The 12429-nt window shown below is 49.4% G+C and carries 12 protein-coding genes and 1 tRNA gene; 3 read left to right on the plus strand and 10 right to left on the minus strand.

Annotated features, from left to right (window positions below):
- Positions 1 to 41: 41 nt before the first annotated feature.
- The 7 genes from ABUL11_RS04840 to ABUL11_RS04870 form a co-directional block, all read right to left on the minus strand.
- Positions 42 to 117, minus strand: a tRNA-Arg gene (locus ABUL11_RS04840).
- Positions 118 to 408: 291 nt separating this feature from the next.
- On the minus strand, positions 409 to 639 hold the full coding sequence (locus ABUL11_RS04845; RefSeq protein ID WP_350282734.1) for a DUF3460 family protein: 231 nt from the start codon (positions 637 to 639) through the stop codon (positions 409 to 411).
- 262 nt (positions 640 to 901) lie between these two features.
- Entirely contained in the window at positions 902 to 1285 is a 384-nt protein-coding gene (locus tag ABUL11_RS04850; RefSeq protein ID WP_350282735.1) for a SirB2 family protein, read from the minus strand.
- Positions 1286 to 1287: 2 nt separating this feature from the next.
- Positions 1288 to 1764 (minus strand): hypothetical protein, encoded by a 477-nt coding sequence (locus ABUL11_RS04855; protein ID WP_350282736.1) that lies wholly within the window; start codon positions 1762 to 1764, stop codon positions 1288 to 1290.
- A gap of 46 nt (positions 1765 to 1810) precedes the next feature.
- Positions 1811 to 2155 carry a SpoIIAA family protein gene (locus ABUL11_RS04860; protein ID WP_350282737.1) on the minus strand — a complete coding sequence of 115 codons (345 nt, stop codon included), beginning with the start codon at positions 2153 to 2155 and terminating at the stop codon, positions 1811 to 1813.
- 90 nt (positions 2156 to 2245) lie between these two features.
- Complete coding sequence (locus tag ABUL11_RS04865) at positions 2246 to 3112, minus strand: DMT family transporter (RefSeq protein WP_350282738.1); 867 nt, start codon at positions 3110 to 3112, stop codon at positions 2246 to 2248.
- A gap of 20 nt (positions 3113 to 3132) precedes the next feature.
- Entirely contained in the window at positions 3133 to 4239 is a 1107-nt protein-coding gene (locus ABUL11_RS04870; protein WP_350282739.1) for an aromatic ring-hydroxylating oxygenase subunit alpha, read from the minus strand.
- Positions 4240 to 4586: 347 nt separating this feature from the next.
- On the opposite strand from ABUL11_RS04870, the gene ABUL11_RS04875 reads away from it, so the two are divergent.
- Positions 4587 to 5969, plus strand: coding sequence for an adhesin (locus ABUL11_RS04875; protein WP_350282740.1), 1383 nt, complete (start codon positions 4587 to 4589; stop codon positions 5967 to 5969).
- Between the two features lie 85 nt (positions 5970 to 6054).
- Entirely contained in the window at positions 6055 to 8256 is a 2202-nt protein-coding gene (locus ABUL11_RS04880) for a primosomal protein N' (protein WP_350282741.1), read from the plus strand.
- 32 nt (positions 8257 to 8288) lie between these two features.
- On the opposite strand, the gene ABUL11_RS04885 is transcribed toward ABUL11_RS04880, so the two are convergent.
- The 3 genes from ABUL11_RS04885 to ABUL11_RS04895 form a co-directional block, all read right to left on the minus strand.
- Positions 8289 to 8735: a universal stress protein gene (locus ABUL11_RS04885; protein WP_350282742.1), complete on the minus strand. Its 447-nt coding sequence runs from the start codon at positions 8733 to 8735 to the stop codon at positions 8289 to 8291.
- 69 nt (positions 8736 to 8804) lie between these two features.
- Positions 8805 to 10421 (minus strand): MFS transporter, encoded by a 1617-nt coding sequence (locus ABUL11_RS04890; protein ID WP_350282767.1) that lies wholly within the window; start codon positions 10419 to 10421, stop codon positions 8805 to 8807.
- Between the two features lie 40 nt (positions 10422 to 10461).
- Entirely contained in the window at positions 10462 to 11595 is a 1134-nt protein-coding gene (locus tag ABUL11_RS04895) for a Do family serine endopeptidase (protein WP_350282743.1), read from the minus strand.
- Between the two features lie 37 nt (positions 11596 to 11632).
- Here ABUL11_RS04895 and ABUL11_RS04900 point away from each other — a divergent pair, with 37 nt between their 5' ends.
- A complete protein-coding gene (locus ABUL11_RS04900) occupies positions 11633 to 12379 on the plus strand; it encodes a Nif3-like dinuclear metal center hexameric protein (RefSeq protein ID WP_350282744.1) in 747 nt (248 codons plus the stop codon).
- Positions 12380 to 12429: the final 50 nt, after the last annotated feature.

The following is a 12429-nucleotide window of genomic DNA, read 5'->3' on the forward strand; positions in this document are numbered from 1 at the left end:
TTCAAGGCTTTAGGTAACCTTAAAGGGCCGGATTTTAAGGGTGGCGCGCCCAACACGATTCGAACGTGTGACCCCTGCCTTCGGAGGGCAGTACTCTATCCACTGAGCTATGGGCGCTTGGGAGAAGCTGCTGGTGTTCTGTTTCTCATTTCATGGAGGAAGCTTAAAGAAACAGTAGGCCCTGATTGCCTCATTACTGATCTAAAATATTACCGTCAGATACATTGAACCGGGAACAACTTCAAGCCATCAGATAAAATCAGGCTCCGAATTGAACCAACATTCCTGGCCCAGCAAGCAGTAATCGGACACTGTAATACCTATAACAAAAAACAGACCGCCGCAATTATACTACCTTCCCATTGCCGTTTGAATGTACTGCAGCAGAAAGACACAAGAAGCAAGCGATTATTTTTCTGTTCCCTGTTTTTCTGCTTCTTGTTCTTGATCTGGCCACGAAAAGTATACATACCCCTTCTGTGGTACTTTAGCTTCCTTAAAACGCTTCAAAGCTTCACGATCCACCTCTTTATCCCACCAGATTGCACGCGCTTCTTTTTGTTTTTCGATAAGTTCGGGGCGCTTTGCAAACAATTCCCGCATAAATTTGGTGTGTTCCGATTCGTAGAAATAATCCATCCTGATTTGTCCCTTAAATCACTAAATATGCAATCTGCTCCTTTTATCTCTCCGGTAACAGCTTTTTATCGCTACGCCCGCATATCCTGAGCTCCTGGCCATTATAAATCAGTATCAGTAACAAAATCATCAGAGAGGAAAATAAGCGGATTTATTTCCGGATAAATTGAGATCAGGCTAAAAAATCTGATTAAATCCGCAGCAGCAGCCCAGGAACTATGACGCAATGATTGCGGTATTACCAGTTGCTGTCAGTTCGATATCAGAACAAAAGAGGATTTTTTGTTAGAGCAACCGATACGATATAGGCAAACACAATTTGCGCCAGTACCCAGGCCGTAACTTTTACCCGACGTGTCTTCCCTAATCTAAAAGCAATGAGGCCGAGCATGATATAAATCAGCAAGCCGACAATTTTAGCGGCTAACCAGGTTTCGACAAGCGGGTTTCTATGAGTCAAAATCGCCAATGCAATGGCACTCAGCAGTAAAACCGTGTCATTGATATGAGGAGCAATTTTTACCCAACGTTGCCGTAAGCGAGAGGAAGCATCCAGCATCCATATCCCGCGCAGTACGAATAACGTGTAGCTGATGGCCACAGACGTCACATGCAGATGTTTCAGTATCAGATAATCGATCATCATCTTCAGAAAAATGACCAGCCATGGCTTCCTGCAACGGCGCCAGCAACAGTAATCAGACTGAGACTCAGCAGCAGCCAGTGCATGCGCTGCATTCTGGCCAGTGTAGCTTCGGGATCCTGTTGTGTACTTTCGCTGACTTTTTTATGCATCACACGCGGTTCCAGCACGAACAAAAACAGGGTGAATATACCCCACACCAGCACCATGGCGTGCATCCACCAGAAGTGGATCTCAGTAAAGCGATGCCAGGCATCAAGAACATGAACCATATAAAAGCCGGTCAACCCGACCAGCAGCGTAGTGAACCGTGCCTGACGTGCAAAACGTTTCTCAATACGATGAAAGATATCCATCCGGTCAAAAACCGGTGGCATTCTTGCAATTACCGGCAGCAGCGTACTCGTCACCATCGCAACACCGCCTATCCACAACACGACTCCCAGCACATGCAGCACCCTTGCCAGCACGAAATCATCCATTTAGCCACCCTCCGGCTATCTAAACCGAATACAGTTCTCTATCCGATTAGACCCTGGCCCAGCCATACGCCTCATCATAATCAGAAAACACGACGACATCCGCGTCGGTAAACAAGTTGGAAACCCAAGCACTCCATGCCTGCCACTGGCTGTCCGTCACCACTGCCACTCGATTGATTTTACTACCATGCTCACGCATGAACCTGATTTCCTTCCAGGCAACATCCACCGAGTAAGAGACCATATCACGTAAATCCAACAGTAAATTAGCTTCGCCATTGAAGTGAAACTGGTAGAGCACCTGATCTTCAAACTGTCTGAAATCATCCAGCGTAAACTCTCCGATAATAGCGACCACAATAAGATTGCCGGTTTCTTCAATATTGATCATTGATCATAAGCTCCAAGTGATGAATGTTAATCATAGACAAACAACAACGCTGGCGTCACCCAATATTCCTCCCCCACCTTTCACAGAATGTCAGTCATCCAGCGTAACGATGCTCGAATCCCGCACCGGGATTCCTCGGATACTCAGCAATCCCCCCAGTATGATCAACCCCATTCCCACCCAAGCAGAAACGGGTAGGCGTGCATCCCAGAAGAACAGATCTATCAACCCTGCAAACAACACAGAACTATACGAGAGTACTCCAACAATAAGAATATTGCTCCCCCGATGTGCACGGGAAATAGCCAGTTGCGCCAGAGTTGCCGTTACTCCGATACCCAGCGCCAGTGTCAGACTTTGCAGACTAACCGGGCTGAACGCGGTAAATGTCAGCCATAAGCCGGTGGCAACTGTACATACCAGTGTAAAGTAAAACACGGTGAGCCAGTCGGATTCACCCAGCTCACTCAACTGTCTAACATGAAAGTGCGCAATGCCTGCAAACAGGCCGGAACCAATACCGATCAGCGCCAGATACCATTGGCCTTCCGTCAGAGTGGGTCTGAGCAGAAAGATAACTCCTATGAAACCGACTACCAGCGCCCCTGCCAGCAGCCAGCTGAATTCCTCTTTCAGCAGTATCATGGCCAAGAATGCCAGAAACAGGGGCCAAGTATTGTTTAACGAAATCGCAGTCGCCAGTGGCAACTGCAAAATACAGTAAAAAAACAGCAACACTCCGCCCAGCCCAAACAATCCTCGCCAGCAATGGTTCTTCCAGTGTGCTGTCATGAGGGACATACCATAAGCACGCATGACCAGAAAAGTTGTAATCACCCCCACCAGCGAACGGTAAAATACCAACTCGGTATTGGAAAAGAATGCTGCAGCAAGTTTAACCAGTACCCCCATACAGGCGAACATAAAACCTGCCACTAGCATCCATAATGAGGCCATTCTGGTTGCAAAACCCCCGCTCAGTACAGATGAGGCTCGATTTCACGACGGAGGAAGCGGTGAAAATGTTCCATTCCTGCTTCCATCGGTTGTTGATATGGGCCTGTTTCATTCACCCCCTGCTCATACAGCGCACGCCGGCCTGCCGTAATCCGCCTGCAGATTTCATTATCTTCTCTGGCTGTCTCCCGGTAAGCAGCCTGCTCTCTTTCCACAAATTCACGTTCAAATAATGCAATTTCTTCCGGATAATAAAACTCGACGATATTCATGCATTGCTCTATTCCAGTTGGCTGCAACGTGCTGACAACGAGTGTATTCGGATACCATTCAAGCATAATGTTCGGATAATAGAGCAACCAGATCGCACCATGCCGGGGAATCTGTTGATTATTCTGTTGCAGCACCTGTGCATGCCATTTCTGGTAAACCTCGGAGCCTGCATGACTGAAATCAGGATTTACACCAACGGTCTGCACGTTGTACCAGTCACCAAATTCCCATTCGAGCTGTCGGATATCCACAAAATGGCCCAGTCCCGGATGAAAAGGATCAACGTGATAATCTTCCAGATAAACCTCGATAAAGGTTTTCCAGTTGCACTGATAGTGGTCGATCTGAACACGATCCAGCACATACCCTGAGAAATCCAACTCGCTATGTGATCTCATACCTGCAAGGTCCTGGCTAATATCACGCTTGCCGGCAAAAATCATCCCATTCCAATGCTGCAAAATTGTTTTATCCAAATTCAGGCAAGGATTTTTGCTGAAATGCGGCGCTCCCAGTAATCTGCCATCCATTGCATAAGTCCAGCGGTGAATCGGGCACACTATATTTCTGGAACTGCCACGTCCCTCCAAAATGACCGCCTGACGATGGCGGCAAATATTCGACAGCAGTTCGATACCGCTTTCGTTACGAACCAGGACTCTGGCATTGTTTTGTGTGGCCAGCACATAGTAATCACCCGTCTCCGGTACCATCAATTCGTGCCCAACATACCCAGGCCCATGGTCAAACAGCAACTGCTTTTCCAGCTCAAATATCCGCGGATCTAAATACCAGTCAACAGAAAGTTGCGATTGTGCAACAGCAGTATCAGGAGTTTGTACAAAGCTGGACATATATTTTCAGTACCACCTCTCAATCAGGAAATAAATATCAGAACCAACCGGGAAAGAATTAAATTTTGTCGCAACAGAATACCTTAGCAGTGAATATGATCTTTTTCCACAAAATCAAATCGCAATGGCAAAAGATGTCCCTTACCTGTAAATGCCTCCACCACTTCAAGATTTAAACCACATTGCATTACTCATCGACTATAATCGCCACTGATACCAGGTCCGCAATCTGCAAGACCGTTAAAGTGGCGCATTATCCTCTTCTATTACAGGATTACAATTGCAATATGCCATCAACGAGCGGATTGTCATGTCACAAATGATCTAACTCGCACCACTTCAATAAGATGAAAACAGATAACAAGCAAACAACCATTCAACTGCTCATCACAGGCCTGTTCGCGTTAACTCTGACAGCTTGTGACAGTCAACAGGAAACCACATCAAATAAAAAACCGGTTGCACAGGCTCAGGGGCCCGCTACCGGAATACTGGCCGATTCAGCAGTAGAAGGGGTGTCCTATTCTGCCTCTTCAGGTACATCAGGTGTGACTGATGCAACCGGCCTTTACAAGTTCAATCATGGTGACAACATCGAATTTCATATCGGGAAACTGAATCTTGGCAAGATTCCCGGAACAGGTCTCACTACACCAATCGAACTGGCTGCGGGTGATCGGAACAAACTGCTCAATCTACTGGTTCTGTTCCAGTCACTCGATGCTGACAACAACCCCGCAAACGGTATTTCCATATCCAAAACTGCGGCTGACGCCCTGGATGCTTCACTTGATCTGAAAGCAGATCCCGGCACTTTTCCCTCTTCTCCTGCGCTCGCTACTGCCCGGGAAGCCGCTGGTATATCCGGCAGCATCAAAACAGCGGATGAGGCCAATGCACATTTTCTGTCGCAGGCAGTCAACCTGCTGGGCGGTCACCTCTGGGTGAATCAGGATGATACCAGTTTAAACTTCTTCCGCTTTTCAACCGATGGCAGCGGAGAATATCTGCATGGAATCGCCACACCGGACGATTCATGTGATGCAAACCGTGCGTGCGGCAGCAGACTGGTATTTACCGCCGGTGTAGAGTATGGAACAGCCAAAGCGACCGAATACGACGAACGAGGCTTCAAACTCGTCAGCACACCCGAGGTCGATACCGATCTTCAGTCAGGCCTGTCTCATCCTCGCCCCAACTGGCGTGTTTATACCACCGGAAATGAGCTGATCATCTCCGATATCGTCATTGTGCAACGCGAAAGAGAACAGGCAAGTCTGTTCGGTGAATTGTTCCATATCTCCAAACCGATTGAACTCAGTTCTGATGATGAAGTAGCCGAGACTACGGTGCAGGAAATCCGTTACCACAAAATGGATAACTCCCAGAGTATCGTGGGCGCCTGGACAGTAGACAAGAATTCGATCAAATCGCCTGTCTTCCTGTTCTTCCCCGATAACCGCTACATGCTGGTTGACCCGGTTGGCAGTGCTACGCAATCCACACCGCCTGCATGCGCAAAGCCCGGGGTCGAGCTGGCTACTTATGCATTTGATACAGCCAACAGTACGCTCAAATTATCCAGCTTTACCTACAATACGGCTGGCTGTGCGGGTTTATCGGAGTACAGTGGAAAATCGATCACCTTCAAAATTGATACTGATACACAAAGCGCAACGATCTCTGGAACAGGATTGACGTCCATCACATTACAACGCCTCTCCAACTGACACTATTTCTGAGAAACATTGATCTACCGGAAGAATATTCTGAGCACAATGTTCTTCCGGTAGATCAAGCCCGGATATTTCCGGTATGGTAATCGTTCGTGTTGCTCTCGATGTTCCGATTGACCGGCTGTTCGATTATCTCGCCCCGGATGCAGACACGACAGATATCGGCCGGTGTGTATACGTTCCTTTCGGTAACCGACAAATTTCCGGAATCATCATCTCTGTCTGCGAAACTTCGTCCATTCCAGAAGAGAAACTGAAACACGCCGGTCAGATCGACCGCCAAACCCCTCCCCTGCCTCAATCGTTGCTCGAGTTATTCGAGTTCTGCAGTCGTTATTACCATCACCCGATCGGGCAGGTCATCATGAATGGCTTGCCCATATTACTGCGAAAGTTCAAACATATTACCATCAGGAAAGCAGAGCAGCCCCCGAGCTGGAGACTGACCGATACAGGTCGATCTATCATCCTTGCCGATCTTCCGGTCCGGGCAAAGGCAAAACGCCAGTTGATCTCCTTACTGCTTAAACACGGAATCATCACCGCTGACACCTGCAAGACTATGTCATCGCATTCTCGCAAGCTGTTACATGAATTCAAGGAACTGGGCTGGGTAGAACAATTCACTGCCTTATCAGAGAAATCTGTATTCAGTACGGCATCTGCTCCTGTCCCAACTGCTGAACAAGCACAGGCCATCTTCGAAATCCTTGACAGAACCGGAACGTTTACCCCCTGGTTACTCAATGGCATTACTGGCAGTGGCAAAACAGAAGTCTACCTGCAGGTGACTGCTTCATTACTGGCACAACAAAAGCAAGTTCTGATTCTGGTTCCCGAAATCAATCTCACCCCGCAACTGGAAGCAGTTTTCAGGAAACGCTTCCCGGCAACAATATTGGTCAGTCTGCATAGCGGATTAAATAACAGTGAGCGCTTACAAAGCTGGTTGCAGGCACAACGGGGAGAAGCTGGAATCGTTCTGGGTACGCGCCTGGCAATCTTTACTCCTATGCCTGAATTGGGCCTGATTATCGTCGATGAAGAACAGGATCATTCTTTCAAACAGCAGGATGGGTTGCGTTACTCAGCACGCGATCTGGCGATTTATCGGGCCAGACAAGCCAATATACCGGTCATTCTTGGCTCAGCCACTCCTTCTCTGGAAAGCTATCACCAGGCGCGTATTGGCCGCTACAAATTGCTGCAACTACACTCACGGGCAATCAGCCAGGCCACACTGCCAGCCATTCGCTGTATCGATTTACGTGTCATCCCAGTTCAGGAAGGATTGTCGGAGTCAATACTCGATGCCCTGCGCCACTGTCTTGCCAGAAAACAGCAAAGCCTGGTGTTCATCAACCGGCGTGGCTATTCTCCAGTATTACTCTGCAAATCCTGCCGCTGGATTGCAACCTGCAACCGTTGCTCCAGCCGTCTGGTCGTCCATTTACGTGACCGGCAACTACGCTGCCATTATTGCGGTAACCAGCAACCCGTCTCACCGGCATGCCCGCAATGCGGAGATCCTGATGTCCTGCCGTTTGGTCACGGAACACAACGAATAGAGGCAGCACTGGTCAGGCATTTCCCGGAAGCGCGCATCTTGCGCGTCGATCGCGACAGTATTCGCCACAAAGGCGCCTGGCAGAAAATGCTAGATCGCATTCACCGGGGAGAAGCAGATATTCTGGTCGGCACTCAGTTACTCGCAAAAGGGCATGATTTCCCGAATCTTGCGCTGGTATGCGTGCTCAATGCCGATGCATCGCTTTACAGCACCGATTTTCGTGCCGAAGAACACCTCTTTGCACAGTTGATACAGGTAGCAGGTCGTGCCGGCCGGGCAAATGTGCCCGGTAGCGTTCTGATTCAGACCGAATTTCCACAACATCCGCTCTATCAGGCATTGATACGACAAGACTTTGCAACGTACGCGCAGGTTCATCTGAAAGAACGCAGATCCGCCGGCTTTCCCCCGTTTGTTTACCTGGCGATATTGCGTGCAGAAGCACCGGTACTCGCAGATGCCCTGGAATTTTTACGCCAGACAGCTGCACTCGCAACCGTTATGGAAAATTACACTCATATCCAGCTTTTCGATCCGGTTCCTGCTCACATGACCCGGCTCAAGGGGCTGGAACGTGCCCAACTGCTGATTCAGGCCCGCTCACGCAGGTATTTGCAAACCTTTCTGAGGAACTGGCATCAGGGTATCACCACATTACCAGCCCACAACAAAATACGCTGGCATCTGGATGTCGACCCGCTGACACTCTGACATTGAGTCCGGGTAATAATCTGCGATTCTCCTCAATCCTTAGTGCCGCGAATCAATAACACGGGAATCGACGCCATCCGTACCACTCCCTCAGCCACACTGCCAAGCAGCAACCGGCTGAAGCCCGAATGACCGTGTGTACCGATTACAATCAATTCTGCCAGCCAGCGTTCCGCTTCTTCCACCAGAAGACTGGCGATTCGCTCATTGTTCGATTGAATCAACCGGGTTTCGACTGGAATACCGGATGCGCTGACCCCTGCGGCAGCTTCGGCAAGTATTTTTTCACTACTGTTGTGGATCGTTTTTTGTAGTTCCTCGTAATTGAAATAGTTCTCATCGACCAGATAGATTGCATCCTCGTAAACATGCACGAGCTCAAGGCAGGCACCCAACCGCTTCGCCAGTTTGACTGCCTCCTGCAAAGCAAAATTGGAAGTAATGCTGCCATCAATCGGAACCAGGATTTTCTGGTACATCACACCTCCTGCAGAAATTGACTGAATCAATACGTTCCTGTTACACGCTTGTACTCGCCTGCCATCATCTCAGGCACTGCGCAAACGGGTGTATCTGATCATTATCACAACCAGCATGGGTAGTACGAAACCCAAAATCGAGACCGTAATCAGCAAAGTACCCAGCTCACTGTAATCAGCAGAAACCAGTATTTCACCAGTCTCCGTATCCCTTACCTCACGGGTTACCGTAAACACCTGATTGACATATTTGGTTGCCAGCTTTGAAGCGGACAAAGCTAGATTGGTAAAAGATGCCATAACAGCAAAAAAAGTTGCCTTGAGTTTTTCAGGCGCAGAATTGGCAATCCAGGCCAGCATCGGAATCATCGATATCTGCCCCAATGGCGATTCGAGAGCAGTATCGATCACCGCGATAAAGCGTGCATCGACAACTCCACCAGTGTGCGCCGAAGTCCATTCATGCAAACCGAAATACATGGAAATAACCGGCAGCGATAAAATGGTGCCAGCCACAGTCAGCGCACCAATGACATACGCCATTGACCGTTCAGCCATGAAACGCCTGAAGATAAACATACCTGCAAGCGTCAATACAGAGCTGATCAGTGAAAGTGTTGCTATAAACTGCTGATCGAAACCCAGCTCATCGATCATCCACCAGGTCGAACCTGCACCTGGTGTGGGCATGGCACGGAACACAAACACCAGCAAAGCAGTTCCTACCAGAATGTTGCGAGCATCGCTGTCCAGCTCAGCAGTAAGCTGCCGGATCAGAAATAGCACGATCACCATCGACAGGCAGAATATGATTTCCTCAGCATAGGGAATCTGCACGAGCCCGACTCCCAGGGAAACGACTGTAAAAGCCAGCCCACCACCGAGTATCCACCAGTTGACAGGAGGTGCATCGTTATGCACCCCCAGCAGAATATCGATTTCATTGCGATCCAACCCCCGGGCAGCATGCTGTTTCAGCTCACGCCATTTCAACCATCCTGCCAGCCAGATCCCACAAACGGAAACAAGTGGAATCACGAGTGCAAGCTGATAAACAGTCAGATAAGCCGCCGCTTTATCCACATCCGAGAAAGAGGCAACGTCTTTCATGAGAACGACATTCGCGACTGCAACCAGGACACCACCACCAATAATGGCAACACGACCCAGCGTCTGCATCGTGATATGCATCTGTTTGCGTTCTTCCGGACTAATCAGCCGGCCATTCGGCTCAACCCGCGGTACAGCTTCCACGGTCATGGCATCGGCCACCACATCCTGCAGCACATAACCGAGAGGTGCTAGCAGGGATGCCAGTACATACCACTGCGCCAGTGGCGCAAACTCGCGCATGGCTTCATCATGCCCGAGTAAACCGATCATGATGAGCAGGCTGGTCGCGATCAATCCTGCTCCCAGATAAACCAGCAGGCTCTTCCAGCGCCACATCAAATCCACCAGATGGCCCAGCGGCATTTTCAGCGCCCAAGGCAGGGCCATCCAGAAACCGAGTGCTGCCAGAAATTCTGCTGACAACCCTAGCCTTTCCTTGACGTAAAAGGTACCGACGATCTCCGTCAGGCTGGAAATACCAGCCGCCACATAAACCATTAAGGGCGGTAGATAGGATAGCCGCATCTCCCGGCCCAAAGCCAGCAGATTGACATCGATCCACCGCACCACCATGACAGGCAGTCTTGTCACGGCAAGCCGGATATTCACGTAATTAGCCGGGACGTTTACCGATACGAACCTGGATATCCTGCTGGCCTCCATTGCGCAGGATAGTGAGGGCAGCCGATTTGCCAGGTGCAAGCGATGCCACCATGTTCAGCATTTCAGATGAATTGAAGATGGGTTTGCCATTTACGGCCACCAGAACATCTCCAGGTTTAATTCCAGCATCATCAGCCGGTCCGTTTTTGAGTACACCGGCAATCAGTGCCCCTCCCGCTTTCTTCAAGCCGAACGATTCAGCCAGCTCCGGGGTAAGATCCTGCATGCTCACCCCCAACCAGCCGCGCGTTACCCCCCCTGTTTCGATAATTTGTTGCATGATCTGTTTGACAGCATCTACCGGAATAGCAAATCCAATTCCCAGCGAACCACCAGAACGTGAATAGATCGCCGTATTGATCCCAATCAGATTACCGGAGGTATCGGTCAGCGCTCCACCCGAATTACCGGGATTGATTGCAGCATCGGTCTGAATAAAATTCTCGAATGTATTGATACCCACCTGAGAGCGCCCCAATGCACCAATGATCCCCATGGTCATCGTTTGTCCCACCCCGAACGGATTACCAATTGCCAGTACGATATCCCCCACCTTGGCTTTTTCGGATTCACCAAAGGTAATACTCGGCAATTTATCCAGATCAATTTTCAGCACGGCCAGATCGCTTTCAGGATCTGAGCCAATAATACGCGCCTCGGCATTCCTTCCATCCATCAGGGCCACTTGGATCTCGCTGGCTGCTTCCACTACATGATGGTTCGTGAGAATATAACCTTCAGGGCTGACAATGACCCCTGATCCGAGACTGCGTTCGGTTCTTGGACCAAAACGATCCCCAAAGAACCGCTGAAAGAAAGGATCATCCATGAATGGATGGGAAGGTGCTCTTACTTCCTTGCTGGTAAAAATATTCACCACGGAAGGCATGGCCACTTCCGCTGCTGTATGGAATCCGCCAGCACTCAGTGCTTGTTCGACATTTGCCTTGGTCACTTCACGGATGGTTGCGAGCTTTCCGCGTGGAGTCCAGGGCAGCAATTCGGGACGTAAAGTCGAAACAACGAAAAAAACGGCAAGGAGAACCGTTACGGTTTGTGTAAAAATCAGCCAGAGTCTTTGCATGGAGAATCCTGCATCCCAAATAAACAGAAAAGGTATTATGCATCAAAATATACTGGAAAATTATCTGAATGACTTGCTCAGCATTCAGCAGTTTCGCGACTATTGCCCCAATGGCTTACAAGTGGAAGGACGCGCTTCGGTACAGACACTCATCAGCGGCGTAACCGCCTCGCAGGCTCTGATACAGACAGCAGTGGATTTATGTGCAGATGCAATCATCGTACACCATGGCTACTTCTGGCGCGGGGAAGATGCCTGTCTGCGCGGCATGAAACGTCATCGCATCGCCACACTGATCAGGCATGACATCAACCTTTATGCCTACCATCTGCCGCTGGATGCACATGCTGAACTGGGTAACAATACCGTACTGGGGAAAAAACTGGGAATAGTAGAAACGGGTCGCTTCGGTGAACAAAATATCGCCGCTTACGGCCATTTCCCGGAACCGGTCAGCCTCGATGAACTAAGCAACCTGCTGAACTCGGTGCTTGGCCGTAAACCGCTGATCATTGGTGACCCGACCAGATCTGTGCGGCATGTCGCCTGGTGTACCGGGGCAGCGCAAAGCTATTTCGAGGAAGCAATCAAACTGGGCGTGGATATATTCATTACCGGTGAGGTCTCCGAGCAAAATGTACATACAGCCAGAGAATCCGGCACCGCCTTTATTTCAGCGGGGCATCATGCCACCGAGCGTTATGGGATACAAGCGCTGGGTGAGCATATCTCGCAGAAATTCGGTATTGCACATCATTTCATCGAAGTGGAGAATCCGGTATGACTGTATACCGGACATGTATCAAATACAGAAATCATGAATAGAAACGGCCT

Source organism: Nitrosomonas sp. (genome assembly GCF_040256045.1).
Lineage (GTDB): Bacteria > Pseudomonadota > Gammaproteobacteria > Burkholderiales > Nitrosomonadaceae > Nitrosomonas.

Bases quoted from the DNA above. Each gene is read 5' to 3' on its own strand.
- ABUL11_RS04900 (WP_350282744.1), top strand. From the start codon at position 11,633: ATGCATCAAAATATACTGGAAAATTATCTGAATGACTTGCTCAGCATT.
- ABUL11_RS04880 (WP_350282741.1), top strand. From the start codon at position 6,055: ATGGTAATCGTTCGTGTTGCTCTCGATGTTCCGATTGACCGGCTGTTC.
- ABUL11_RS04895 (WP_350282743.1), bottom strand. From the start codon at position 11,595: ATGCAAAGACTCTGGCTGATTTTTACACAAACCGTAACGGTTCTCCTT.
- ABUL11_RS04890 (WP_350282767.1), bottom strand. From the start codon at position 10,421: ATGGTGGTGCGGTGGATCGATGTCAATCTGCTGGCTTTGGGCCGGGAG.
- ABUL11_RS04875 (WP_350282740.1), top strand. From the start codon at position 4,587: ATGAAAACAGATAACAAGCAAACAACCATTCAACTGCTCATCACAGGC.
- ABUL11_RS04870 (WP_350282739.1), bottom strand. From the start codon at position 4,239: ATGTCCAGCTTTGTACAAACTCCTGATACTGCTGTTGCACAATCGCAA.
- ABUL11_RS04860 (WP_350282737.1), bottom strand. From the start codon at position 2,155: ATGATCAATATTGAAGAAACCGGCAATCTTATTGTGGTCGCTATTATC.
- ABUL11_RS04845 (WP_350282734.1), bottom strand. From the start codon at position 639: ATGGATTATTTCTACGAATCGGAACACACCAAATTTATGCGGGAATTG.
- ABUL11_RS04865 (WP_350282738.1), bottom strand. From the start codon at position 3,112: ATGGCCTCATTATGGATGCTAGTGGCAGGTTTTATGTTCGCCTGTATG.
- ABUL11_RS04885 (WP_350282742.1), bottom strand. From the start codon at position 8,735: ATGTACCAGAAAATCCTGGTTCCGATTGATGGCAGCATTACTTCCAAT.
- ABUL11_RS04850 (WP_350282735.1), bottom strand. From the start codon at position 1,285: ATGATGATCGATTATCTGATACTGAAACATCTGCATGTGACGTCTGTG.
- ABUL11_RS04855 (WP_350282736.1), bottom strand. From the start codon at position 1,764: ATGGATGATTTCGTGCTGGCAAGGGTGCTGCATGTGCTGGGAGTCGTG.